This window comes from Nakamurella flavida, assembly GCF_030811475.1.
GTDB classification, from domain to species: Bacteria; Actinomycetota; Actinomycetes; order Mycobacteriales; family Nakamurellaceae; genus Nakamurella; species Nakamurella flavida.
Map to the genome: position 1 here is coordinate 3,160,446 of NZ_JAUSQV010000001.1, position 23,604 is coordinate 3,184,049.

Consider the following 23,604-nt stretch of genomic DNA (forward strand, 5'->3'; position numbering starts at 1 on the left):
GACCCGATACTGCCCTGCCCGCCGGGCCGGTTGCCCCGCCGGTCGCCGTCAGAGCGGTCGGCGGCTCCGCCGGTTGCCCTCGGGTTCGACGACCTCGAGGACCAGGCGTCCGAGCAACGCGTTCGAGGCCTCCGCGCGCATCACCAGCACCTGGAACACGATGGGGCCGAGGATGCGGGCCACGACCATGTCGTCGACCACGAGGCGCTGCGGGGAGATGGCCTCGTCCAGTGCACGGCGCTGTGCGGTGGCGTAGTTCAGCAGGTTGTCGGCGCTGATGGTGTTGCGCGGGGCCCGGCCGACCAGCTCGGCCAGTGACGCCCCGCCGATCGGGGTGTCCTGCAGCTGTCGCCGCAGTCGGTCCAGGAACTCGAAGAGCCGCCCGGCCTCGGTGGCCCCCGCGCCGCGGGGATCGGTGATGCGGGCGTAGTCCAGGGTGTCGCCCACCAGGTCCTCGCGGGACTGCCAGTGCTTGCGGACGGTCGGCGGGGAGACGTCGGCGCGCTGCGCGGTGGTGGTCACCGTGACGGCACCGGGTCCCTCCCGCAGCAGCAGGTCGCACGCCACGGCCAGGATGTGCTGGCGCTTCCCGACCCGGCGGCGGTCCAGGCCGACCGCGATGACGTCGTTGACCGACAGTCGCCGGGCGGCCGGCTGCGTCGTGCGGGAGGGGGTGCTCACGCGTGGGCCCGACCGTGGTGGGCGGTGGTGGGCTCGATGACGGACGACGGGTCCGGGTGTCGGGCGGTCGACGTCATACCAGCTCCTCGGGTGCTCGATCACGGCCGTCCGGCGGACGGTGGGTCGTGCTCCGGACGGAGGACGGCGCCCATCTTCAGCTGTGACGGAGAGTGATGCAGAGACTACCCACCTGGGGGTCTCGTGACCATAGGTGGTCGCTCACATGCCCTCGGTAGCCAAGAGTGGCGCGATTTGTCGGGTTCTCACCCGAAGGGCGCGATCACCCGTCCGGACTCGGTCAGGACGCACCGGCAATCTTCGCAACGAGGATCAGGGACATCAAAGGTTCACCCGGACGGGGCAGGCGCCGTCGTGACGGCGTCCCGGGACGGACGGCGACGGATCGTGCGACACGCCGGAGAATCGTCCCGGATGCGCCCCCTCGGGGGAGTCGGACGTCAGTGGATGATCAACCAGGCGACCAGGAACCCCAGGGAGTTGGTCGCCCAGTGCAGCAGGATTGTCGTCTTGATGCCCTTGCCCAGGCGCACCAACGCGCACATCGCGATCCCCGCGGCGATCATCGAGACCACGGCCAGCACCGTCGTCACCAGCTGGCTCCCGCCGAGCGCATCGGCCACCGCGGCGTTCCCGGTGTTCATGCCCAGCGACGGCAGGATGTGCCACAGGCCGAACAGGGTCGAGGCGCCGAGCACCGGTCCCCACCGCCACCGCACCGCGGGCGAGGCGCCCATCAGGGCGGGGAGCACGCCGCGGAACGCGACCTCCTCGAGCAGCACGGTGCCGAGCGGGATCCGGACCAGGGTGTTGTAGAGCATCCCGCCGACCCCCCACTCCTGGACCCGGCGGTCGATGAACGCCTCCCGGGTCGCCGGCAGCACCATGGCCACGGCGAAGAGCAGGGCGGTCAGCCCGGCCAGCGCGAGACCGACCGCGACCGGCCGGTGCCAGTGCCGGACGCCCAGGCCCACCGCGCCCAGTCCGGCGCCGCCCGCCCGGGCCAGCACCAGCAGCAGCACCGCCACGCTGACGTTCCAGGGCACGTAGGCCCAGGTCGGCAGCACGCGATTGGACATCACGTTGCTCAGGGCGAGGACGGCGATGACGACCGCGAGCATCCACCAGCGCCGTCCGGCGGTGCCGGTGGCGGGTGCGCGGCGGGCATCGAGGAGAACTCCCATGCTCCTATGGTGAACCCGTCGGCGGGGGATCCGCTGCACGCCCGGTGGGGCGGGAAGGTGGGAGGGTCGGCCGATGAGCGAGTCCACGGACGCTGCCGTGCCGGCCGGGTCCACCCCGTCGCCTGCCGCCGTCGGGGACGCCGCCCCGCCCGCCCGGCCCCGTCGCGATCCGTACGCGGACTTCCTGCGGTCCTTCTCGCTGCTCGTTGTCATCCTGTGGCACTGGTGCTTCACGATCCTGATCTGGGGAGACGACGGTCCGTTCGCGACCAGTCCGCTGGGGTTCACGTCGGGTCTGTGGATCGCCACCTGGCTGCTGCAGGTGCTGCCGGTCTTCTTCATCACCGGCGCCTACGTGCACCTCAAGTCGTGGGAACGGTCGTCGGCCCGCGGGGAGCGGTTCTGGCACTTCGCCCGGCGCCAGGCCGGCAGTCTGGCGGTCCCGTCCGCAGCCCTGCTCGTCACCTGGGTGGTGCTGGGCATCGTGGTCGGGACGGTCTTCGACCTGGACTGGATGGGCCGCGCGGTCCTCATGGTGGTCTCACCGCTGTGGTTCGTCGCGACGTACCTGTTCTTCGTGCTGATGATGCCGATCACCGTGTGGCTGCACCGCCGGTACGACTCACTGGTGCTGGTCGTCCTGGCCGGCCTCGCGGTGGTGGTCGACCTGCTGCGCTTCCGCTACGACATCCCGTACGTCGAGTGGCTCAACATGGTCTTCGTCTGGGGCTTCTGCTTCCAGCTCGGGTACTTCTACCGGCGGGTGACGGGCCTGGACTCCGCACCCCGCGACGTCGACGGGACGGTCGACTGGGCGGCGCAGTCGCCCCGGGCCCGCCAGGGCTCCCGGGTGTTCACCCTGTCCGGTCTGTTCGCGTTGGTCGGGCTGGTCTTCTCCGGGCTGTACCCGGGCTCGATGGTCGGCGTGCCCGGCCAGGGCTCCAACATGGCTCCGCCGACCGTCTGCATCCTGGCCCTCGCGGTGTTCCAGCTGGGCGTGGCCGAGTGGATCCGGCCTCGGGTCGTCCGTGCCCTGGGCCACGGCGGCCTGTTCGCCCGGACCACGGCCCTGTTCACCCGCTTCGCCCTGCCGCTCTTCCTGTTCCACACCACCGGGATGGCGCTGTCCCGGGCCATCGAGTGGACCATCTTCGGCCGGGACACCGAGATGACGGTGCCGACGCTGTCGTGGTGGCTGATGCGGCCGGTGTCGATCGTCGGACCACTGCTCTGCACGCTGCCGGTCATCTACCTGTTCGGCCGCCGGTGGCGGACGCGGCGGGCTGTGCCGTCGGGGGCCGCGGGTGCGCCGGTGGGGGACAGGACCCGGACGGGCTGATCGTCGTCAGCGGGGTGCCGGGGGGTCGCGGTCAGTCGGTCTCGGGGCCCAGGCAGAACGGGCAACCCGGGTCGCAGGACAGGTCGTGCGCGACCACGGCCGGGGCGGGATCGGTGACGGCGGAGTCGAGGGTGCGTGTGCTGGTGATCGGGGTCATGGTCTTCGGACGCCCGTCGCCCGGGTGGGGATGCCCCGTGGCCCGCCCGGGTCGGGTGTCCTGGGTCACACGCGGGCGGAGAGACGGACGGTGACCTGCGACCTGCCGCCAGTCACACAGCGGGGCGGGGACACTGGAGGGATGGGACTCCGCAGGCCGTCCGCCCCGGGCCGCCCCGTGCGTCGGCCGGGCCGGGTGCTGGCCCTCGTCGTCGCCGTCCTCCTCGCGGTGGCGGGGTGCACCACCGACGGCACGCCCAGTGCGGTCGCGATCGAACCCCCGCATCGGCTGACCGCCGAACAGGCCGGCCAACTGGCCCAGATCCGGTTCGTCAACTACACCACCGGCACCCGCGGCGTGCGGGTGCAGTTGCCCGCAGCCACCGACCAGCCGGCCCTGGACGTGGTCGGCTACTACGACTTCACCCAGCACCTCGGCTACGCCAAGGTCGACCAGATCCAGGACGAGGTCCGCTCGGTGCTCGGCCTGGTCAGCTGGACCCCGGCGACCATCGGGGTCGCCGACGCCACCCGCGACGACCTGCCGCTGCCGATCCCGGACGAGGCCACCCCGCTGACCCCGCTCGACCCGACCACCTCGACGCTCAACACGATGCTCGCCGTCATCACCAACCTGGGTGCCGATCAGCCGGAGAACGCCGATCTGCTCGAGCAGTCCGACGCCCTGTGGTTGCGGTCCGAGCTGCTGAACGGGGTCCCGGTGGCGGTCTACGCCGGGCCGAGCGCCGACGCCGAGACCGGGGTCGCGTCCTCACCCGCGGAGTCGGCGACGTCCCCGACCACCGCCTCGCCCGCGGACCCGTCGGCGGTCCCCGCCCCCGCCGACGACCAGCCGCTGGAGTACTGGGTGACCTCAGCGGGCGAGCTGCGCCGGGTCCAGAAGGTGGTCGACCTCGGGGGCGGGACGACCGGCGTCGCCGTCATCGACTTCCTGTCCGCCGACGGGGTGAGCCTGGTCGAACCGACCGGCACGGGGACCACGGGCGCATCGACCGGCGCCGTCCCCACCGATGCCGTCCCCACCGAGGAGCCGTCGACGGATGCGGCCACTGGAACTGCGCCGACGGAGGAGCTGCCGACGGAGGAGCTGCCGACAGGGGAGCTGCCGACAGGGGAGCTGCCGACCGGGGTGCTCCCGCCGGAGGAGGCGTTCCCCGGCGGCCAGCCCACCGACCCGCGCTTCGGCGACGCGCTGCCCCCCGACGCGTTCTCGCCCGAGGAGCCGCCGCTCGACCAGCCGACCGATCAGGAGGGGCCGGGCTGAGCCAACTCCTTGGCGAAGCAGAACGACTGCGGCATGGTCCGGTCGTACGGCGGGTACAGCGGGATGGACCGGTACCCCAGCGAGCGGTACAGCGCGACGGCCTCGGGCTGACGGTCCCCGGTGTGCAGGACGACCCGGGGCGCGCCGGTCGCCCGGGCTGCCTCCTCCAGCGCCGTCATCACCGCGGCGGCCACCCGTTTCCCGCGGTGCTCGGCGTGCACGATCACCCGCTTGATCTCCACCTCGGGCCGCCCGTGGATCTGCAGCCGGCGCAGCGCCCCGTGCCCCACCGCCGTCCCGTCCGGCAGCACGGCCAGGATCGTGGTGATCACGTCCGCCCCGTCGACCGTCAGTGTCGCCTTCAGCGGATCGTCCGCGGGCCGGGCCGCCATCTCCGGGTACCGGATGTCCAGTTCCGCGGTCATCGCGACGCGGAGGGCCTCGGCGCGGGGATCGTCCCAGGGGACGGCGATGCAGGCGACGGGTACGCGGGTGACGGACATGCCCCTGAGTATGTGCGGCTTGCGCGACCGGACGATGGCGCCCACCCTGGCGTGATGATCGCTTCGAGCACCGCAGAGATGAGCACCCCCGGCGCGTGACCGGGCGTCGACGGAGATCCTCCGTCGTCCTCCCCGTCCTGGTGGGTCCGGCCGAGCACGCGTGCTGCGGCCCGCCGCTGTTCCTCGGAGCCCCGTTCCGAGTGTCCCTCGGCGCTGATCCGGACTGGGTCGTCGTCCGGGCCGCGGCCGGACCGCCGCTGCTCGCCGGGACGTCGGACTGTTCCGTGCACCGCGACGAGGCCGGCCGGGTGGCCGTCCGAGCCCGGATCGGCGGTGCGCACGTCGTGGCGCGCAGTCCGGTCCCGGTCCCCGCGACGATCGAGATCCACGGAGCGCTGATCCACCACCAGCATCCGATCACCCGGCCCGTGGACGGGTCGGCGACCTGGGGCCACGTGCGCCGTCTGCAACTGGTCAGCACCCCGTCCGGCGGCTGGCCGCGCGACGACGACGGGTCCGGTCGCCCGTACCGGCTGACCCCGGTGCAGCACGTCGCCCGCTCGGTGCTCTGGGCCGAACCGCTGGGCGGGTGGCGGCTCTCCTCGGTGCTGGTCGACCTCGAGGTGCCCGACGATCAAGGCCGGCTGGCTGCCGCGGGGGTGGCGCGGTACCGCCGGGAGCGGGGGCTGGACGCGCCCGGCTGAGCCGCGCCGGCGCGTCCACCGGTGTTCGCGCCCGGGATACGTGAACGCGCCGGAAGCGCGGGACGCGAACGGTCATCCGGGGCGCGTCCGTAGGATGCGCCGACACCGCGGGCGCGGGTGGCGAAGGGGCGATGTCCCGGGACGCGGGTGCCTTCGGCTCACACCTCGAACCGGTACCCCTGCCCGGGAGCGGTGATCAGGTAGCGCGGATGCCCCGGGTCGGGTTCGAGCTTGCGGCGGAGCTGGGCGAGATAGACGCGGAGATAGTGGGTCTCGGTGGCGTAGGCGGGGCCCCACACCTCCTGCAGCAGGTCCGTCTGGGTGACCAGGCGGCCGCGACGGCGCACCAGGATCTCCAGCATCGACCATTCCGTGGGGGTGAGGTGGACGGGCACCCCGCCGCGCAGCACCCGCTTGGTGGCCAGGTCGACGGTGAAGTCGGCGGTCTCCACCGGGTCGTCGCCGCCGGGTGGTGCGGCGACGGCGGCCCGGCGGACGGCGGCGCGCAGCCGGGCCAGCAGCTCGTCCATGCCGAACGGCTTGGTGACGTAGTCGTCCGCGCCGGCGTCCAGGGCGTCGACCTTGTCGGCGCTGTCGGCCCGGGCGGACAGCACGATGACGGGAGTCCGCCCCCGGCGGCGGATCTCGGCCAGCACCGCCGTGCCGTCGATGTCCGGCAGCCCGAGGTCCAGCACGATGACCTCGGGGTCGACGGCGTCCAGCGCGCGCAGGGCGGACGCGCCGTCGGCGACGGTGGTCACCGCGAAACCCCGGGCGGACAGGTGGATCCGCAGGGTGGACAGCAGGGCCGGCTCGTCGTCGACGACCAGGACCCGGGTCATCGCGCCGCCCCCCGCCAGTCCGCCGCGGACGCCGCGGGCAGGTCGACGAGCATGGTCAGTCCGCCTCCGGGGGTGTCCTCGGCGGTCAGCGTGCCACCCATCGCCTCGGTGAACCCGCGGGCCACGGCCAGGCCGAGGCCCACCCCGGTGGAGGTGTCCCGGTCGCCGAGTCGTTGAAAGGGCTCGAACAGGTGGTCGGCGGAGCCACGGGGCAGGCCGTGTCCGGTGTCGGCGATGCGCAGGGTGACCCGGCCGCCGAGCTCGGCCGCCGAGACGGTGATGGCGGCGTCGTCCCCGGCGTACCGCAGGGCGTTGGTGAGCAGATTGGCCACCACCCGCTCGAGCAGTCCGGGGTCGGCGAGCACGGCGGGCACGAGCTCGTCGTCGGTGCTGCCGGTGACGTCGTTGCCGCCGTCGATGACGATCCGCTCCCGATCGGTGCGGCGCAGCTCCAGCAGGGTGCGCTGGACGACCTCCTCGCAGGACACCGGGACGGCCTGCGGGGTCAGTACCCCGGCCGCCAGTCGGGAGGAGTCGAGCAGGTTGTCCACGAGCGCGGCGAGCTGGTCGGTGGAGGTCTCGATGCCGGCGAGGATCTCGTCGGCGTCCTCGGGTGCGAGGGCGACGTCGGTGCTGCGCAGGCTGGACACACTGGCCTTGACCGCGGCCAGCGGGGTGCGCAGGTCGTGGCTGACCGCGGAGAGCAGGGCCCGGCGCAGCCGGTCGCCCTCGGCGACGCCGGCGGCGGAGTCGGCGCGGCGGGCCAGCTCGGCCTGCTGCAGGAGCCCGACGGCCTGGTGGGCGACGGACCGCAGCACCCGGCGTTCCCGCCCGGAGAGTTCGGGGCCCCGCAGGGTCAGGTGGTAGGCGCCGTCGAGCAGCTCGGTGCTGGTGTCGGCCGTCTCGACCGGGACGGGTCCGGTCGGGCCGGTCGTCGCGGCCACGGTGAGCCGCCCGTCCTCCTCTCGCCGCAGCAGGCTGACCGCCTGCTGCCCGTAGGTCTCCCGGACCCGGTCGAGCAGGGCGGACAGGTCGGCGCCCCGCAGGACCGAGGAGGAGAACAGGGTGAGGAGCTCGGCCTCCCGGGAGGCGGCCCCGGCCTCCCGGGTGCGCCGGGCCGCCGTGTCCACCAGGGCGGCGACCGCCACGGCCACCACCATCAGCACCAGCAGGGTGACCAGGTTGTCGGGCTGGGCGACGGTGAAGGTGTAGCGCGGATCGGTGAAGAAGTAGTTCAGCAGCAGCCCGGAGAACGCCGCCGCCAGGACGGCCTGGGGGATCCCGCCCAGGAGGGCGACGCCCAGCACGACCAGGAAGTACAGGACGCCCTGGCTGGCGAAGGTGGCGACCTGGCCGAGGCCGAGCAGCACCCCGGTCATCGCGGCCGGGCCGGCCACGGCCGCGGCCCAGCCCAGCAGCCGGCGGCGGCGGGGACGCCGGGGGATGGCACGTGCGGAACCGGCCTGGTCGTGGGTGACCAGGTGGACGTCGATGGGCCCGGAGTTCTGCACCACCCGGGCGCCGACCCCCTCGGTGAGGATGCGGGCCCACCGGGACCGCCGGGAGGTGCCGAGCACCAGCTGGGTGGCGTTGACCCCGCGGGCGAAATCGAGCAGGGCTCCGGGGATGTCGTCCCCGGTGATGGTGTGCGTGGTCGCCCCGAGGGCGTCGGCGAGTCGGCGGATGCGCCCCATCGCGGTCGGCGGCGCGCCGGCCAGGCCGTCCCCGCGGACGATGTGCACCACCAGCAGTTCCGCGCCCGCCCGGGAGGCGATGCGGCTGGCCCGGCGGATCAGGGTCTCGGACTCCGCCCCACCCGTCACCGACACCACGACCCGTTCCCGCGCCTCCCAGGTCGCGGTGATGTGGTGCTCGTCGCGGTAGCGGGCCAGTGCGGTGTCCACCTGGTCGGCCACCCAGAGCAGGGCCAGTTCGCGCAGTGCGGTCAGGTTGCCGGCCCGGAAGTAGTTGGTCATCGCCGCGTCGACCTGCTCCGGGCGGTAGACGTTGCCGTGGGACAGACGGCGCCGCAACGCCTCCGGGGTGATGTCGACCAGTTCGACCTGCTCGGCCCGGCGGACCACGTCGTCCGGCACCGTCTCGCGCTGCACGGTGCCGGTGATCCGGGCGACGACGTCGTTCAGGCTCTCCAGGTGTTGCACGTTGACCGTGGACAGCACGTCGATGCCCGCGTCGAGGAGGGTCTGCACGTCCTGCCAGCGGAACGGGTTCGTCGAACCGGGGGCGTTGGAGTGGGCGAGTTCGTCGACCAGGGCCACCTGAGGCCGCCGGGCGAGGACGGCGTCCAGGTCCATCTCGGCCAGGGCGACGCCGCGGTGCTCCACCGTCCGCCGCGGCACCATCTCGAGACCGTCGAGCAGACCGGCGGTCTGGGCCCGGCCGTGGGTCTCGACCACGGCGACCACGACGTCCGCCCCGCGCTCGGCCCGGCGGTGGGCCTCACCGAGCATCGCGTAGGTCTTCCCGACGCCCGGGGCGGCGCCCAGGTAGATGCGCAGTTCGCCGCGAGCTGGTTCCCCCCGAGCCGTTTCACCGCGAGACATGGGTGCATCCTGCTCCGCCGCGCCGGCTCCGGTGGTCACCGGCTCACCCGGTGCAGGTCGGGGCGGTGAGCCCCAGCGCGACGTTCAGTGCGGGCACGTCCACCCGCTCCTCGCCGAGGAAGCCGAGCTGGCGTCCCTGGGTGTGCTCGTCGACCAGCGCCTGCACCCGGTCGGTGGGCAGGCCGGTCACCCGGGCCACCCGCGCGACCTGCAGCGTGGCGTAGGCCGGGCTGATCTGTGGGTCGATGCTCGATGCGGAACCGGTCACCGCGTCGGCGGGCACGGCGGCGGGGTCGACGCCCTCCCGGTCCGCGATGACCTGGCGCCGTTCCTGCACGAAGGCCAGCAGGGTGTCGTTGTTCGGCCCCATGTCGTTGGCGTCCGCGGCGGACGGATCGCCGGGGGTGAGCGCGCCGACAGCGGTGTCGTCGGCGGTCGGGTCGCCGTCGAGCCGCAGGTGGAAGTACGGGTCCGGCGTGCCCGCGGGGACCTGCGGGTCCACGCCGATGAGCTCGCTGCCGACCACGCAGCCGTTGGAGTCGCGCAGCGGGGCACCCTCGGCGGCGGCGGTGCCCAGGCGGCTCGCGCCCCAGACGAACGCCGGGTACAGCACGCCGAGGACGACGGTGAGCAGCAGCAGCACGCGGAGGGCGCCGCCGAGCTGTCGGAGTGCGGAGGTGATGCGCATGGTGTCAGCCGATCCCGGGGATGTGCCGGACGAGCAGGTCGATGAGCCAGATGCCGACGAACGGCACCAGTACCCCGCCCAGTCCGTAGAGGAGGAGGTTGCGCTGCAACAGCTTCGCTGCCGTGGTCGCCCGGTAGCGGACGCCCTTGAGGGCCAGCGGGATGAGCGCGACGATGATCAGGGCGTTGAACACGACGGCGGAGACGATGGCCGAGGTGGGGCTGGCCAGCCGCATGACGTTCAGCGCGTCGAGCTGCGGGTAGATGCCGGAGAACAGCGCCGGCAGGATCGCGAAGTACTTGGCCAGGTCGTTGGCCAGGGAGAACGTGGTGAGCGCGCCGCGGGTGATGAGCAGCTGCTTGCCGATCTGCACCACGTCGATCAGCTTGGTCGGGTCGGAGTCCAGGTCGACCATGTTGCCGGCCTCCTTGGCCGCCGACGTCCCGGTGTTCATGGCCACGCCCACGTCGGCCTGGGCCAGGGCGGGGGCGTCGTTGGTGCCGTCGCCGGTCATCGCGACGAGCCGTCCGCCCTCCTGCTCCTTGCGGATCAGGGTGAGCTTGTCCTCCGGGGTGGCCTCGGCGAGGAAGTCGTCCACCCCGGCGGTCTTGGCGATCGCCGCGGCGGTGAGCGGGTTGTCGCCGGTGATCATCACGGTGCGGATGCCCATGGCCCGCAGGTCCGCGAAGCGCTCGGCGATGCCCGGTTTCACCACGTCGGACAGTTCGATCACCCCCAGGACGCGGGCGCTCCCGTTCTCCAGGACGGCCACCACGAGCGGCGTTCCGCCCCGCTGACCGACCTGGTCGGCCACCTCGCGCACCTCCGGCAGGTCCGCCGATGAACCACCGGCCTCCTGCACCCACGAGACCACCGACCCGGTGGCGCCCTTGCGGATCTGCCGACCGTCGAGATCCAGTCCGCTCATCCGCGTCTGCGCGGCGAACGGGACGAAGGTGCCGACCGCCTCGGCCGCGGTCGCCTCCGCGGGCAGGTCGAACCGTTCGGCGACCAGGGCCACGATGCTGCGGCCCTCGGGGGTCTGGTCGGCCAGCGACGACAACCGTGCCGCCTGCGCCAGCTCGAGATCGGTGAACCCGGCAGCGGGGTGCAGGGCGGTCGCCCGCCGGTTGCCGAAGGTGATGGTGCCGGTCTTGTCCACGAGCAGCACGTCGATGTCGCCCGCGGCCTCGACGGCGCGACCGGACATGGCCAGCACGTTGCGCTGCACCAGGCGGTCCATGCCGGCGATGCCGATGGCCGACAGCAGCGCGCCGATGGTGGTGGGGATGAGGCAGACCAGCAGGGCGATGAGCCGGATCGGGTCCTGCAGTTCGCCGCCGTACGCGGCCATCGGCCCGACGGCCACCACGGCCAGCAGGAAGATGATCGTCAGCGCGGCGAGCAGGATGTTCAGCGCGATCTCGTTCGGGGTCTTCTGTCGGGACGCCCCCTCGACCAGGGCGATCATCCGGTCGACGAAGGACTCCCCGGGCCGGGTGGTGATCTGCACGACGATCCGGTCGGACAGCACGGTGGTGCCGCCGGTGACGGCGCTGCGGTCACCGCCGGATTCCCGCACCACCGGTGCGGACTCGCCGGTGATGGCGGACTCGTCGACGGTGGCGATGCCCTCGACGATGTCGCCGTCGCCGGGGATCACCTGGCCGGCCACCACCACGACCCGGTCGCCGAGGCCCAGGGATGACCCGGGCACCTCCTCGGTGCTGCCGTCGGCGCGCAGCCGCACGGCCACGGTGTCCTGCTTGGCCTGGCGCAGGCTGGCGGCCTGGGCCTTGCCGCGACCCTCGGCGACGGCCTCGGCCAGGTTGGCGAACAGCACGGTGAACCACAGCCAGCCGGTGACCAGCCAGGCGAAGACGCTGGGCTGCAGCACGGCCAGCACGGTGGTGAGCACGGAGCCGACCAGCACCACGAACATCACCGGGTTGCGGGCCTGGTGGCGCGGGTCGAGCTTGCGGAAGGCGGTGGGCAGGGAGGCGACGAGCTGGTGCGGGTCGAACACCCCGGAGGGCGCCCGCTTGTCACCGGCTCCGTCTCCGGTGGCGGTGCCGGTCGGGGACGGGTCGAGGGTGGTGGTGCCGGTCATGCGAGGGCCTCCGCGATGGGACCGAGAGAGAGGGCGGGGAAGAAGGTGAGGGCGGCGACGAGGACGACCACGCCGACCAGCAGCACGCCGAACAGCGGGCCGCGGGTGGGGAGGGTGCCGGCGCCGGCCGGGGTCGGCTTCTGGGCGGCCAGCGACCCGGCCAGGGCCAGGACGAACACGATGGGCAGGAAGCGGCCGAGGAACATGGCCAGGCCCAGCGCGATCTGGAAGAAGTCGTTGGTGACGGTGATGCCGGCGAACGCGCTGCCGTTGTTGTTGGCGGCGGATGCGAAGGCGTACAACACCTCGGAGAAGCCGTGGATCGAGCCCGGGGTGCCGGTGTCCCCGGAGTTGCCCAGGGCGCCGGACGTGGACGGCAGGAACACGGCCAGGCCGGTCCCGACGAGGACGAGGGCGGGCATGACCAGGACGGACAGGGCGGCGGTGGTGATCTCCCGGCGGCCGATCTTCTTGCCCAGGTACTCCGGGGTCCGGCCGACGAGCAACCCGCCGATGAACACGGCCAGGATCGCGAGCACGAGCATCCCGTAGAGCCCGGTGCCGACACCGCCGGGGGCGACCTCGCCGAACAGCATGTTGAGGATGAGCCCGCCGCCGCCGGCCGCGGTGAAGCTGTCATGCATGGAGTTGACCGCACCGGTGGACGTCCCGGTGGTGCTCACCGCGAACAACACCGAGGACGGGATGCCGAAGCGGGTCTCCTTGCCCTCCATCATCGCGCCGGCAGCCAGCGCGGCGGTGCCGCGGGGGCTGCTCTCGGACCAGGTGACCAGGGCGAGCTGCGCGGCCCAGAGGAGGGTCATCACGCCGAGGATGGTGCGGCCCTGGCGCTGGTCGCCGACCATGGTGCCGAAGGTCCGGGTGAGGGCGACGGGGATGAGCAGCAGGGCGGCGATCTGGGCGAGATTGGTGAGCGGGGTGGGGTTCTCGAACGGGTGGGCGGAGTTGGCGTTGAGGATGCCGCCGCCGTTGGTGCCGAGCTCCTTGATCGCCTCCTGCGAGGCGACCGGGGCCAGCGCGATCTGCTGCGCGGTGCCGTCCAGGCCGGTCGCGGTGAACGAGGCGTGCAGGGACATGATCACGCCCTGGGTCAGCAGGAACAGGGCCAGGACGACCGAGAGCGGCAGCAGGATGCGCAGGCAGCCGCGGGTCAGATCGACCCAGAAGTTGCCCAGCCGGCCACCTCCGGCGCGGACCAGGCCGCGGATCAGCGCGACCGCGACGGCCAGCCCGACCGCGGCGGAGACGAAGTTCTGCACGGCCAGCCCGACGAGCTGGGTGAGGTGCCCCATGGTGGTCTCGGGGACGTAGGACTGCCAGTTCGTGTTCGTCACGAACGAGACGGCCGTGTTGAACGCGACGGCCGGGCTGACCCCGGACAGGCCGTTGGACAGCGGCAGCACGCCCTGGATCCGCTGCAGCCCGTAGAGGAACAGCATGCCGACCACGGAGAACGCCAGCACGCTCGCGGCGTAGGCGCCCCAGGTCTGGTCGGTCTCCGGGTCGACCCGGGTGATCCGGTAGACCCCCCGCTCGATGCGCAGGTGCCGCGGGCTGGTGAACGTCCGTGCCATGTGGTCACCCAGCGGGGCCCAGGCGATCGCGAGAACGGCGACCAGCAGGGCGATCTGGAGGCCGGCGGCGAGAGCGGGGCTCATCAGAACCGGTCCGGCTGCAGCAGGGCGATGACCAGGTAGACCAGCAGTGCGGCCGAGACGACGAGCAGCGGCACGGTGACCGCGGCCCCGGTCACCGGGCGTCCGTGCGGGTCGGGCCGCCCAGTGCGCGCAGCACCAGCAGGCAGGCGAGGTAGCCGATCAGGATGATCAGCACGAACAGCAGGTCGGTCACGGTGGCTCTTCCCGGGCTCTGGACAGGGTCTCGACACCCCGCTGCGGGGTGTCTCCCAGAGCCTTCGCCCGGTTCGGGCCCACCGGGGGCTTCTTGACGCGATCCTGACGCCGCCGGCCCCGATCCTGACGCGTTCCTGACGCCGGGCGGGTGGTGCCCGCCGGGGTCAGCCGATGGTGTCCGAGCCGGGTGCAGGCACGTGGGTGACCTCGACCCGCTCGCTGCGCACCGCCGCGGTCACGTCCCGCATCTCGGTGACGGGGGTGACGTCCAGCCGGACCCGTTCCACCGGCACCAGGTTCTTGGTGACGACGACCTGCTCCTCACTCAGCACCAGCCAGGGACCCTCCGGCCCGGCCGGACGGGCGGCTCCGCGGTCGTCGACGTCCGACCCGGCGGTGTCCCGGTCGATGACCAGGCGCACCTCCTCGCGGACGACATCCACGGTGAAGGTGCGGGTCTCGGTGACCCGGATCTTCTCCAGGCGGGCGATCCCGGCGACCACGCGACGGGTGGTCACCGCGAGCCGCTCCTCGGAACGGATCAGCACACTCTGCTCGCGGGCGGGGCCGTCGACCGGGAAGGGGGGTCGGTCTGTGGGCATGGCAGATCCTCTCGAGTTCCTGGAACAGCGGACGCACCGTGGCGGGCGGGCCCGTAGGCGCAGAGACAGGTGTGGCCGGACCCGAGGGTCCGGCCACACCTGGTGTCGTCTCACGACGTGCGGGGCCGGGCCCCGCGGGCATCAGCGCTGGGTGCGGGAGGTGTCCGTGTCGCGGGGGTCGACGTCGGCGGCGGTGTTGGTGACGTCGCCCATCTCGATCTGCTCCTTGCGGACCTGCTCGGTGACCTGCTGCTGCTCGGTGACCGTCTGGGTGTCCAGGCGGACCTTCTCGACGCCGACGACGTCCTTGTCCACGACGACCTGGTCCTCGTGCAGGGTGACCTCGATGGCGTCGTCGCCGATGGTGGCGCCGTCCAGGGAGTCGCCGGGCTGGATCGGCTCGCGGACGATGCGGACCTCCTCGTGGCTGACCGGCACCGTGACGGTCTGCTCCTCGGTGACGACGAACTTGCGGAGGCGGGCCTTGCCGGCCTCGCGGGTGGTGGTGCCCACGCGGAGCTGCTCCTCCGAGCGGGTCAGGTAGTCCTCGGCCCGGGGGGTGGCGTCGGTGGTGTCGCCGGCCACGGCGGTGTCGACGACCGGCGCCTGGGTGGTGACGGTCTCGGTGTCGGTGGTGCCGGTGGTGTATCCGGCGTTGCCGACGCCGTAGTAGGAGTACAGATCGTTCTCCTGCTCGGGGTTCAGGGCATCCCCGGCGTCGGAGGAGTGGGGGGCGTCCTTGATCTTGGACTTGTCGTAGGGCACGGTCACGGTGTCGCCGTCGACGGTGGCGTTGTCGGTGGGCACGAAGGATTCGCTGGAACCGAAGAAGCCGGTCTTGACGGTCACCCACGTGACGTCGCCGGACTCGTTGTCCAGGTAGACCTGGCCGATCTTGCCGATCTTCTCCCCGTCGCTGCCGACGACCTCTCCGCCGTCGAGGAGCTGCTGGGCCTGGTTCTGCTTGATCATGGTGATCCTTCTGCGGGTGGGGCGAACCTGCGCCGGACGGCGGCAGGGATGGCGCTATGTGCAGGCCCGGGTGGGGCCGTCAGGCGCTGCGGTCAGCGTGGGGGCTGCCGCAGCACATGACGGGACTGGGTGCTGGTGTCAGCGGGTGGGGCGGGCGCCGGGCTTGCGGTCGGCCTGGTCGTACGCCTGCTGGGCCTGGTCCTTGGCCTGCGCGGCGACCTCCTTGGCGCTGGGCCCGGACTGCGCCTGCTGCTTGAAGTTCGGCGCCTCTTCCTCGGCCTTGCTCAGCAGGGTCTCCCACCGCTGCTGCATCGGCTTGATGAGACCGCCGCCGGCCCCGACCACGATGACGCCGCCGACGATGGCCAGGATGGTGATGAGGATCGGGGTGGTGACCGTGGTGGCCACGCCGATCTGGTTGAGAGCGGCGATGATCCCGAGGAACAGGATGAACGCGCTGGCGACGTTCGCGAGCGTCTTGCCGTAGGACAGGCCCCCGAGGGTGCCCTGGATCAGCGTCTTCACGGCGGCGGCGATCGCCGCGGCCACGATGACGATCACGATGGCGACGATCAGCGCCGGGATGAAGGCGATGAGCCGGGTCAGGAGGTCCGAGATCGGGTTCCGGCCGAAGACGCCGAACGCCAGCTGCAGGACGAACAGCGCCAGGGCGTAGTAGACGATCTTGGCGACGATGTCCGAGGCGTCGAACTTGCTCTTCTCCAGGGCCTTCTTGATCCCGCCGCGCTCGACGGCGCGGTCGAAACCAACCCGGGTGAGCAGCTTCGACAGGGCCTTGGTGAGCGCCTTGGCGATCAGCAGGCCGATGATCAGGATGGCGAGGAACGCCAGCAGTTTGGGGACGAACGTGACGATGTTCGACAGGGCGGCGAGCAGGGAGTCTTTCACGCGAGCTCCTCGAGCAGAGGCAGAAGGGATGCACGCCGACGGGAGCCTGTTGCTCGACTCGACCGGGACCCGGCGTGCTTTATGGGATAAAGCTACACATGCCGAGGTCCCATTTACAAGCTAAAGACGGAAACTACTTGCGGTGGACGGATCTCACTGTGCGTCGATGACCGCGGTGGTCCCGAACGCCTCGACCCGGGCGATGAGATCGGCCAGTGCCGCGTCGAAGACCGGCTGCGAGCGGTCCTCGCGCATGGGTGCCTCCATGTCGGCGAGCGTGGGATAGCCCGTCAGGTCCTGCGCCGCCTCGGGCTCGGGCGCCTCGCCCGGTTCCACCGGAGCGGCGTCCACCCCGAGACCGACCACCTCCAGGAGCAGGTGCCCGAGCAGGAAGCTCGCGAACGACCGGTAGACCGCGACCGTCGCCTCGGCCGAGAAGCCGAACCCGCGCAGCGTGGCGATGAACGACTCCATCCAGTCCAGGCTGCGCAGGGGTGGACGCACCCACGGGGCCTCCGGGGGGCGGGTGGCCACGAGCGGGAAGATCTGCGGGTGGGTCAGGGCCATGTGGCGGATGCCGTGGGCCGACCGCCGGAGGAAGCTCTCCCAGTCCGGGTCGTGCTCCACCTCGTCCCCGGGTAGCACCTCGACCAGGACGGCGGCCACCACGGCGTCCAGGAGCTGCTCCCGGCTTCCGGTGTACGGGTACAACGCCATCGTCTGCACACTCAGTCGTTCGGCGACGGCGGCCATGGTGAACGCCCGCAGGCCGGAGTCCTCGATCAGGTCGATCGTCGTGGTCACGATGCGCTCGCGGCTCAGGCGCTCCCGCCCGGCCGAGCGGGCGGTCCCGCCGTCGCTGCCCCGGCGGTCCTCGGGTGGCGGTCCCATGGTGTCCCCGTCCGACGGTCCCGGTGTCCGGTGCGGTGCTCTCCGGCGCGATGAATTCTCCCTCACCGGGATGGCATCCTGCCGGGACACGGACTCGATCTTGGGCGAGGCTGCGGATTTTAACACGTAAGGTCGACCGGGTCGGAGGGGGGAGTCGTGCAGGATCCGGACACTCCCCATGCCCGCGGCGCCGCGGCCGCCGTCATCCCCGCGGCCGCGCCGGGCGAGGGTTCCCCCCGCCTGGACCGGCGCCGCATCCTTGGCTCCGCCGTCGAGATCATCGACCGGGACGGCCTGCGGGCCTTGACGATGCGGCGTCTCGGAGCCCATCTGGGCGTCGAGGCCATGGCGATCTACCACCACGTCCCGGGGCGCGAGGCCCTGCTCGACGGCATCGTCGAGGTGGTGGTGGACGAGCTCTACGGCGACCCCGAGGTGCACCTGGTCTCCAGCGACTGGGCGCGGTACCTGCACGAGCTGGCCCACGGTGTCCGGCGGATCGCCCTGGCCCACCCGCAGGTGTTCCCCCTGGTGGCGACGCGCCCGTCGGCCGCGACCTGGGTCCGGCCACCGCTGCGCAGCCTGCGGTGGATCGACGGGTTCCTGCTGACCCTGCGGCAGTGCGGCTTCTCCGACCGGGCCGCGACGGACGCGTACCAGGCGTTCAACAGCTTCCTGGTCGGTCACCTGCTGCTCGAGGTGTCCCAACAGGGTGCGGACATCGGCCCGGTCGACGATCCCGACCCGGGGAAGCCCCGGCGCTCGGATCTGGCGGACTACCCGCTGCTCGCCGAGCTCGCCCCGCAGCTGGCGCAGGACCGGTCGGCGGAGGAGTTCGAGGAGACCCTGCAGGCCCTGATCGAGCGGCTGGCCGCCGACCGGGCGGCCGGGTCCACGCCCGCCGGCCCCGCGATAGGCTGACCTGCGGCTGCCCGGGTCGCTACCGCCCGCCCGATGTCGTGCCCGACGACGGTGTGCGCCCCCGGCGGTCGAGCTCGCTCATCCGTGACCAGCCGACCCAGGAGTTCCGCCGTGGCCCGCGTGGCAGTCGACGTCGTCATCAAGTCCGAGATCCTCGACCCGCAGGGCAAGGCGATCACCGCCGCACTCGCCCGCACCGGGCACCCGGGAGTCACCTCCGTCCGCCAGGGCAAGCACTTCGACCTGGAGGTCGACGGGACCGTCAGCGACGCCGACCTGGAGGAGATCGCCGGGACGCTGCTGGCCAACCCGGTCATCGAGACCTGGACGGTGACGCGGCTCGACCCGGCGCCGTCCGCGGTCGCTGCCGGATCCGCCGAGGCCGAGCCCGAGGCCGCCCTGTGACCCGGTTCGGCGTCATCACCTTCCCGGGAACCCTGGACGACATCGACGCCGCCCGCGCCGTCGAGTACGCCGGGGCCACTCCCGTCCCGCTCTGGCACGCCGATGCCGATCTCAAGGACGTCGACGCGGTCGTCGTCCCCGGCGGTTTCTCCTACGGCGACTACCTGCGGGCCGGGGCCATCGCCGCCCAGGCGCCCGTGCTGCGGTCGGTCGTCGACCGGGCCCGCGCCGGCATGCCGGTGCTCGGCATCTGCAACGGGTTCCAGGTGCTCTGCGAGGCCGGTCTGCTGCCTGGGGCCCTCCTGCGCAACGCCGGGCTGCGCTTCCTGTGCCGCGACCAGTGGCTGCGGGTGGAGAACACCACGTCCACCTGGACCACCCGCTACGAGCCGGGGGCCGAGATCCTCGTGCCGATGAAGAATGCCGAGGGCCGGTTCGTCGCCGACGAGGCCGTCCTCGACGAGCTCGAGGGCGAGGGGCGCGTGCTCTTCCGCTATGTCGGAGACGGCCCCACGCAGGGCAATCCCAACGGTTCGCTGCGCGACATCGCCGGCATCTGCTCCGCCGACGGCCGCATCGCCGGCCTGATGCCCCACCCCGAGCACGCCATCGACCCGTTGACCGGCCCCACCGACGACGGCCTCGGCCTGGTCTACTCCGCCGTCGACGCCCTCGCCCAGACCGTCGGAGCGACCCGATGACCGCACCCGAACCCGGCGCGCTGCACCACCCGGACGCCGCCGAACTCCTCGACATCACCGACCCGGTCGGCGCCGTCGAGCTCGTCGAGCCCCCGGCCGGCCCCGGCCCGATCGACACCGTCGAGCGCGCGGAGGGCAGCCCCGACGAGGAGCAGCCGTACCGCGAACTGGGGCTCAAGGACGACGAGTACGCCCGCATCCGGGAGATCCTCGGCCGCCGGCCCACCGCCGCGGAGCTGGCCATGTACTCGGTCATGTGGTCCGAGCACTGCTCGTACAAGTCGTCCAAGGTGCACCTGCGCTACTTCGGTGAGACCACCACCGAGGCGATGAAGGCGCAGATGCTCGCGGGCATCGGCGAGAACGCCGGCGTGGTCGACATCGGCAACGGCTACGCGGTCACCTTCAAGGTGGAGTCGCACAACCACCCGTCGTTCGTCGAGCCGTACCAGGGCGCGGCCACCGGCGTCGGTGGCATCGTCCGGGACATCCTGGCCATGGGTGCCCGCCCGGTCGCCGTCATGGACCAGCTCCGGTTCGGCCCGGCCGACGCCCCGGACTCCCAGCGCGTGGTGCCCGGGATCGTCGCCGGTGTCGCCGGGTACGGGAACTCGTTGGGTCTGCCCAACATCGGCGGCGAGGTCGTGTTCGACCCGTCCTACGCGGGCAACCCGCTGGTCAACGCGGCCTGCATCGGCGTGCTGCGCAGCGCGGACATGTACACCGCTCACGCCTCGGGCGCCGGCAACCAGGTCGTGCTCTACGGCTCGCGCACCGGCCTGGACGGCATCGGCGGGGTGTCGGTGCTCGCCTCCGACACCTTCTCCGGTGATGCCCACGCCGGTGGAGGGAGCAACGCCCGCCGCAAGCTCCCCAGCGTGCAGGTCGGCGACCCGTTCGCCGAGAAGGTCCTCATCGAGGCCACTCTCGAGGTCTTCGCGGCCGGGTTGGTCGTCGGCATCCAGGATCTGGGTGGGGCCGGGTTGTCCTGCGCCACGTCGGAACTGGCCGCGGCCGGTGACGGCGGCATGCGCATCGATCTGGACGCGGTGCCGCTGCGCGCCGACATCATGAGCGCGGCGGAGATCCTCTCCAGCGAGTCGCAGGAGCGCATGTGCGCGGTCGTCCCGCCGGAGAACGTCGAGGCCTTCCTCGCCGTCTGCCGCAAGTGGGAGATCGAGGCCGCCGTCATCGGCGAGGTCACCGAGGGCGGCCGACTGGTCATCACCCACCACGGGCAGACCGTGGTGGACGTGCCGCCGCGCACCGTGGCCCACGAGGGTCCGGTGTACGAGCGACCGGTGGCCCGGCCGGACAGCCAGGACGCGCTGATCGCCGACACCACGGCGGGTCTCGCCCGGCCGTCCTCCCCGGACGAGCTACGTGAGCTGCTGCTGACCATGATCGCGTCGCCCAACCTGTGCTCTCGGGCGTGGGTGACCGATCAGTACGACCGGTACGTGCGGGGCAACACCGTGCTCGCGCAGCCGGCCGACGCCGGGATCATCCGGATCTCCGAGGCGCTCGGCGACAGCCCGGCGACCACGCTGCTGGACGGTCCGGAACGCGGCATCGCCATGGCCACCGACTGCAACTCGCGCTACACCATGCTCGACCCGTACACCGGGGCGCAGCTCGCGCTGGCCGAGGCGTACCGCAACGTGGTCACCACCGGCGCCGTGCCGACCGCCGTCACCAACTGCCTGAACTTCGGCAACCCCGAGGACCCGTCGGTCATGTGGCAACTGAGCCAGGCCATCCACGGTCTCGCCGACGGCTGTGCCGAGCTCGGGATCCCGGTCACCGGCGGCAATGTCAGCCTCTACAACCAGACCGCCGGGACGAACATCCTGCCCACCCCGGTGGTCGGCGTGCTCGGCATCATCGACGACGTGCGCCGCCGCACCATCCCCGGTATCGGCCACGACGACGGCGAGACCCTGCTGCTGCTCGGCGACACCCTCGACGAGTTCGACGGGTCCGAGTGGGCCCGGGTCGTGCACGACCACCTCGGCGGGGTGCCGCCGCGGGTCGACCTGGCCGCCGAGAAGCGGCTCGGCGAGATCCTCGTCGCCGGCTCGCGTGACGGGATGATCTCCGCCGCGCACGACCTGTCCGAGGGCGGGCTGGCCCAGGCCGCGGTCGAGATGTGCCTGTCCGGGGAGACCGGGGCCCGCCTCGTGCTGCCGACCGGATCCGATCCGTTCGTGCAGCTGTTCTCCGAGACCACGGCCCGGGTGCTCGTCGCCGTACCGCGGACGGAGGAGCTCCGGTTCACCGAGATGTGCACGGTGCGCCAGCAGCCCTTCACCCGCATCGGCGTGGTCGACGCCAACGACCCGGCCGGGCACGCCCTGGACATCCAGGGCGTCGGCCGGTTCGAGCTGGCCGATCTGCGGGCCGCCTGGTCGGGCACGCTGCCGGCACTGTTCGGCTGACGGTCACGACGGGCGGGGTGGGGGGCTTTCGATGCGCATCCTGGTGCTGAACGTCAACACGACGGAGTCGATGACGGCGGCGATCGGCCGGCAGGCGTCGGCCGCCGCCGCCCCCGGCACCGAGATCGTCGCGCTCACCCCGGGTTTCGGGGCGGAGTCGGTGGAGGGCAACTACGAGAGCCATCTCGCGGCGATCGCGGTGATGGAGACCGTGCGCGCCTACCCGGAGCCGTTCGACGCGGTCATCCAGGCCGGGTACGGCGAACACGGCCGGGAGGGCCTGCAGGAGCTGCTGGACGTCCCCGTCGTGGACATCACCGAGGCGGCGGCGAGCACGGCGATGTACCTGGGCCGCTCGTACTCGGTGGTCACCACCCTCGACCGGACGGTGCCGCTCATCGAGGACCGGCTGCTGCTCGCCGGGCTGTCCGCGCGCTGCGCGTCGGTGCGGGCCAGCGGGATGGCCGTGCTGGAGCTGGAGAGCGACCCGGCGGGGGCGGTCGAGGCCATCGTCGGGCAGGCCGAACTCGCCGTCCGGGACGACCGGGCCGAGGTCATCGTGCTCGGCTGCGGCGGCATGGCTGGCCTCACCGAGCAGGTCGTCGCCCGGACCGGGGTGCCCGTCGTGGACGGGGTCGCCGCCGCGGTCACCGTGGCCGAGTCCCTCGTCCGGCTGGGGCTCACCACGTCCAAGGTGCGCACGTACGCCCCCGCCCGGCCCAAGGCGTTCCGCAACTGGCCCCCCGGTGCCGCACCGCGGTGATCGCCCTACCCTGACCCGATGATCGACGAGGTCCACCGGTGAACGAGCCGGTGCACCCCGGTGCACGCGGAGCGGCGGCGGGGTCGGACTTCCGCGACCCCGGGCCGGTCCCGGCCACCGGGCGGGCGAACTTCCGCGGGCTGCCGAACCTGGTCGGGCGGGACCGGGACACAGCCCGGTTCATCGGGGTCGGTCTCCTCCTCATCGCTGTCGGGTTTCCGCTGCTGATTTTCCTCGTGACGCCGGCACGGTCGGCGCATGCCTTCGGCTATGCCCGCCCGACCGTCGTCACCGTCGAGCAGGTGACTGAAAAACCCCACCGCAAGCGCCACCACGATCCGTCCTGGCGGGTCGAGGTGAGCTGGACCCAGGACGGCGTGGAACGGACGGGAGAGGGTGTGCTCCGCGGGCCGGTGCAGCCGACGCAGGTCGGAGACCGGCTGGACGCGCAGGTGTCTGGTACCGGGGGTGGCGAAGGTTCGGTCTCCTTCGCCTCTGCCGCCGACGACCGGGCGCTCGTCTTCGGCGTTCTCGCTGCGTCCGTGGCGAGCGCGGTCGGCGGGGTGATCCTGTTCCGCAGCTCGGGAGAACGCAAGAAGCTGCTCCGGGTCGTCGGTCGGTCCGCCCCGCGGCGGGCCGTGGTCCGGGCGGTGGAGCGGAACCCGTTCGTGTGGGAAGACTCCGGTCCCACTCGGGTGGTGTCGCTCGTCGAGTTCGGTCCGACGCCCGGGCCGGGAGGTCCGGACCGGCCGGCCGGCCCCGGCGGCGCGGGCCACGTCGTCCTCCGATCCGGCGAGGTCGACCTCCTCGACCCGGGCGACGTCATCGACATCTGGCGCAACGCCGGACGCGGTGAACAACAGGTGGCCGTGCGTCGGGCGAGCGACGGCACCTGGTGGGTGGGGCGGGGGAAAGCACCCACGACGTGAGCCCGACCCGGGAGACCGTTCGTCGGCGGTCGGGCACTTCCTCTCGTCGGCACGGAGGGCCGACGTGCACCGCACACCCACCCGGCCGGGTCCGCACGGGTCCGCCGTCCGGACCGAGTGGCCGG

General features: G+C 72.4%; 23 protein-coding genes. 9 read left to right on the forward strand and 14 right to left on the reverse strand.

The window, feature by feature from the left end; all coding sequences use genetic code 11:
- Window positions 1–48: 48 nt before the first annotated feature.
- The gene (locus J2S58_RS13955) at window positions 49–681 is read right to left on the reverse strand and encodes a TetR/AcrR family transcriptional regulator (protein WP_205257737.1); all 633 of its coding nucleotides are present in this window, start codon (window positions 679–681) and stop codon (window positions 49–51) included.
- A 458-nt stretch (window positions 682–1,139) separates the two neighbouring features.
- Window positions 1,140–1,883: a CPBP family intramembrane glutamic endopeptidase gene (locus J2S58_RS13960; protein ID WP_205257738.1), complete on the reverse strand. Its 744-nt coding sequence runs from the start codon at window positions 1,881–1,883 to the stop codon at window positions 1,140–1,142.
- Between the two features lie 73 nt (window positions 1,884–1,956).
- Between J2S58_RS13960 and J2S58_RS13965 the strand changes: the two genes are divergently transcribed.
- Window positions 1,957–3,222 (forward strand): acyltransferase family protein, encoded by a 1,266-nt coding sequence (locus tag J2S58_RS13965; RefSeq protein ID WP_205257739.1) that lies wholly within the window; start codon window positions 1,957–1,959, stop codon window positions 3,220–3,222.
- A gap of 31 nt (window positions 3,223–3,253) precedes the next feature.
- On the opposite strand, the gene J2S58_RS13970 is transcribed toward J2S58_RS13965, so the two are convergent.
- On the reverse strand, window positions 3,254–3,379 hold the full coding sequence (locus J2S58_RS13970; protein ID WP_275889495.1) for a hypothetical protein: 126 nt from the start codon (window positions 3,377–3,379) through the stop codon (window positions 3,254–3,256).
- Window positions 3,380–3,520: 141 nt separating this feature from the next.
- On the opposite strand from J2S58_RS13970, the gene J2S58_RS13975 reads away from it, so the two are divergent.
- A complete protein-coding gene (locus J2S58_RS13975; protein WP_205257740.1) occupies window positions 3,521–4,663 on the forward strand; it encodes a hypothetical protein in 1,143 nt (380 codons plus the stop codon).
- On the opposite strand, the gene J2S58_RS13980 is transcribed toward J2S58_RS13975, so the two are convergent.
- Window positions 4,645–5,166, reverse strand: coding sequence for a GNAT family N-acetyltransferase (locus J2S58_RS13980; RefSeq protein WP_205257741.1), 522 nt, complete (start codon window positions 5,164–5,166; stop codon window positions 4,645–4,647). The genes J2S58_RS13975 and J2S58_RS13980 overlap by 19 nt on opposite strands.
- Window positions 5,167–5,261: 95 nt before the next feature.
- Between J2S58_RS13980 and J2S58_RS13985 the strand changes: the two genes are divergently transcribed.
- The gene (locus tag J2S58_RS13985; protein ID WP_306828626.1) at window positions 5,262–5,870 is read left to right on the forward strand and encodes a hypothetical protein; all 609 of its coding nucleotides are present in this window, start codon (window positions 5,262–5,264) and stop codon (window positions 5,868–5,870) included.
- Between the two features lie 158 nt (window positions 5,871–6,028).
- Here the strand turns inward: J2S58_RS13985 and J2S58_RS13990 are convergent, their stop codons facing one another.
- The 10 genes from J2S58_RS13990 to J2S58_RS14035 all read right to left on the reverse strand — a co-directional run bounded on the left by J2S58_RS13990 (window position 6,029) and on the right by J2S58_RS14035 (window position 17,322).
- Complete coding sequence (locus J2S58_RS13990; RefSeq protein WP_205257743.1) at window positions 6,029–6,712, reverse strand: response regulator transcription factor; 684 nt, start codon at window positions 6,710–6,712, stop codon at window positions 6,029–6,031.
- Window positions 6,709–9,276 (reverse strand): sensor histidine kinase, encoded by a 2,568-nt coding sequence (locus tag J2S58_RS13995; RefSeq protein WP_205257744.1) that lies wholly within the window; start codon window positions 9,274–9,276, stop codon window positions 6,709–6,711. The genes J2S58_RS13990 and J2S58_RS13995 overlap by 4 nt, the downstream gene beginning before the upstream one ends.
- A 43-nt stretch (window positions 9,277–9,319) precedes the next feature.
- Window positions 9,320–9,964, reverse strand: coding sequence for a potassium-transporting ATPase subunit C (locus J2S58_RS14000; protein WP_205257745.1), 645 nt, complete (start codon window positions 9,962–9,964; stop codon window positions 9,320–9,322).
- A gap of 4 nt (window positions 9,965–9,968) precedes the next feature.
- On the reverse strand, window positions 9,969–12,074 hold the full coding sequence (gene kdpB / locus J2S58_RS14005; protein ID WP_205257746.1) for a potassium-transporting ATPase subunit KdpB: 2,106 nt from the start codon (window positions 12,072–12,074) through the stop codon (window positions 9,969–9,971).
- Window positions 12,071–13,753: a potassium-transporting ATPase subunit KdpA gene (gene kdpA, locus J2S58_RS14010; RefSeq protein ID WP_205257747.1), complete on the reverse strand. Its 1,683-nt coding sequence runs from the start codon at window positions 13,751–13,753 to the stop codon at window positions 12,071–12,073. The genes kdpB and kdpA overlap by 4 nt, the downstream gene beginning before the upstream one ends.
- A complete protein-coding gene (kdpF, locus tag J2S58_RS14015; protein ID WP_205257748.1) occupies window positions 13,753–13,848 on the reverse strand; it encodes a K(+)-transporting ATPase subunit F in 96 nt (31 codons plus the stop codon). The genes kdpA and kdpF overlap by 1 nt, the downstream gene beginning before the upstream one ends.
- A 264-nt stretch (window positions 13,849–14,112) precedes the next feature.
- Window positions 14,113–14,550 (reverse strand): YsnF/AvaK domain-containing protein, encoded by a 438-nt coding sequence (locus J2S58_RS14020; RefSeq protein WP_205257749.1) that lies wholly within the window; start codon window positions 14,548–14,550, stop codon window positions 14,113–14,115.
- Between the two features lie 141 nt (window positions 14,551–14,691).
- The gene (locus tag J2S58_RS14025; protein ID WP_205257756.1) at window positions 14,692–15,522 is read right to left on the reverse strand and encodes a PRC and DUF2382 domain-containing protein; all 831 of its coding nucleotides are present in this window, start codon (window positions 15,520–15,522) and stop codon (window positions 14,692–14,694) included.
- A 138-nt stretch (window positions 15,523–15,660) separates the two neighbouring features.
- Window positions 15,661–16,431 (reverse strand): mechanosensitive ion channel family protein, encoded by a 771-nt coding sequence (locus J2S58_RS14030; RefSeq protein ID WP_205257757.1) that lies wholly within the window; start codon window positions 16,429–16,431, stop codon window positions 15,661–15,663.
- A gap of 153 nt (window positions 16,432–16,584) precedes the next feature.
- The gene (locus J2S58_RS14035; RefSeq protein WP_205257758.1) at window positions 16,585–17,322 is read right to left on the reverse strand and encodes a TetR/AcrR family transcriptional regulator C-terminal domain-containing protein; all 738 of its coding nucleotides are present in this window, start codon (window positions 17,320–17,322) and stop codon (window positions 16,585–16,587) included.
- 156 nt (window positions 17,323–17,478) lie between these two features.
- Between J2S58_RS14035 and J2S58_RS14040 the strand changes: the two genes are divergently transcribed.
- From J2S58_RS14040 to J2S58_RS14065, 6 genes are all read left to right on the forward strand, one after another.
- On the forward strand, window positions 17,479–18,243 hold the full coding sequence (locus J2S58_RS14040) for a TetR/AcrR family transcriptional regulator (protein WP_205257759.1): 765 nt from the start codon (window positions 17,479–17,481) through the stop codon (window positions 18,241–18,243).
- 111 nt (window positions 18,244–18,354) lie between these two features.
- Window positions 18,355–18,648, forward strand: coding sequence for a phosphoribosylformylglycinamidine synthase subunit PurS (purS, locus tag J2S58_RS14045; RefSeq protein ID WP_205257760.1), 294 nt, complete (start codon window positions 18,355–18,357; stop codon window positions 18,646–18,648).
- A complete protein-coding gene (purQ, locus tag J2S58_RS14050; RefSeq protein WP_205257761.1) occupies window positions 18,645–19,349 on the forward strand; it encodes a phosphoribosylformylglycinamidine synthase subunit PurQ in 705 nt (234 codons plus the stop codon). The genes purS and purQ overlap by 4 nt, the downstream gene beginning before the upstream one ends.
- Window positions 19,346–21,787: a phosphoribosylformylglycinamidine synthase subunit PurL gene (gene purL, locus J2S58_RS14055; RefSeq protein WP_205257762.1), complete on the forward strand. Its 2,442-nt coding sequence runs from the start codon at window positions 19,346–19,348 to the stop codon at window positions 21,785–21,787. Before purQ ends, purL begins: the two co-directional genes overlap by 4 nt.
- Before the next feature lie 31 nt (window positions 21,788–21,818).
- Window positions 21,819–22,550, forward strand: a complete 732-nt coding sequence (locus J2S58_RS14060) for an aspartate/glutamate racemase family protein (RefSeq protein WP_205257763.1) — start codon at window positions 21,819–21,821, stop codon at window positions 22,548–22,550.
- Between the two features lie 38 nt (window positions 22,551–22,588).
- Window positions 22,589–23,479: a hypothetical protein gene (locus tag J2S58_RS14065; RefSeq protein ID WP_205257764.1), complete on the forward strand. Its 891-nt coding sequence runs from the start codon at window positions 22,589–22,591 to the stop codon at window positions 23,477–23,479.
- Window positions 23,480–23,604: the final 125 nt, after the last annotated feature.

Coding starts and splice junctions, on each gene's coding strand:
- J2S58_RS13960 (WP_205257738.1), bottom strand. CDS start 1,883: ATGGGAGTTCTCCTCGATGCCCGCCGCGCACCCGCCACCGGCACCGCC.
- J2S58_RS13965 (WP_205257739.1), top strand. CDS start 1,957: ATGAGCGAGTCCACGGACGCTGCCGTGCCGGCCGGGTCCACCCCGTCG.
- J2S58_RS13970 (WP_275889495.1), bottom strand. CDS start 3,379: ATGACCCCGATCACCAGCACACGCACCCTCGACTCCGCCGTCACCGAT.
- J2S58_RS13975 (WP_205257740.1), top strand. CDS start 3,521: ATGGGACTCCGCAGGCCGTCCGCCCCGGGCCGCCCCGTGCGTCGGCCG.
- J2S58_RS13980 (WP_205257741.1), bottom strand. CDS start 5,166: ATGTCCGTCACCCGCGTACCCGTCGCCTGCATCGCCGTCCCCTGGGAC.
- J2S58_RS13990 (WP_205257743.1), bottom strand. CDS start 6,712: ATGACCCGGGTCCTGGTCGTCGACGACGAGCCGGCCCTGCTGTCCACC.
- J2S58_RS13995 (WP_205257744.1), bottom strand. CDS start 9,276: ATGTCTCGCGGTGAAACGGCTCGGGGGGAACCAGCTCGCGGCGAACTG.
- J2S58_RS14000 (WP_205257745.1), bottom strand. CDS start 9,964: ATGCGCATCACCTCCGCACTCCGACAGCTCGGCGGCGCCCTCCGCGTG.
- kdpB (WP_205257746.1), bottom strand. CDS start 12,074: ATGACCGGCACCACCACCCTCGACCCGTCCCCGACCGGCACCGCCACC.
- kdpA (WP_205257747.1), bottom strand. CDS start 13,753: ATGAGCCCCGCTCTCGCCGCCGGCCTCCAGATCGCCCTGCTGGTCGCC.
- J2S58_RS14020 (WP_205257749.1), bottom strand. CDS start 14,550: ATGCCCACAGACCGACCCCCCTTCCCGGTCGACGGCCCCGCCCGCGAG.
- J2S58_RS14025 (WP_205257756.1), bottom strand. CDS start 15,522: ATGATCAAGCAGAACCAGGCCCAGCAGCTCCTCGACGGCGGAGAGGTC.
- J2S58_RS14035 (WP_205257758.1), bottom strand. CDS start 17,322: ATGGGACCGCCACCCGAGGACCGCCGGGGCAGCGACGGCGGGACCGCC.
- purL (WP_205257762.1), top strand. CDS start 19,346: ATGACCGCACCCGAACCCGGCGCGCTGCACCACCCGGACGCCGCCGAA.
- J2S58_RS14060 (WP_205257763.1), top strand. CDS start 21,819: ATGCGCATCCTGGTGCTGAACGTCAACACGACGGAGTCGATGACGGCG.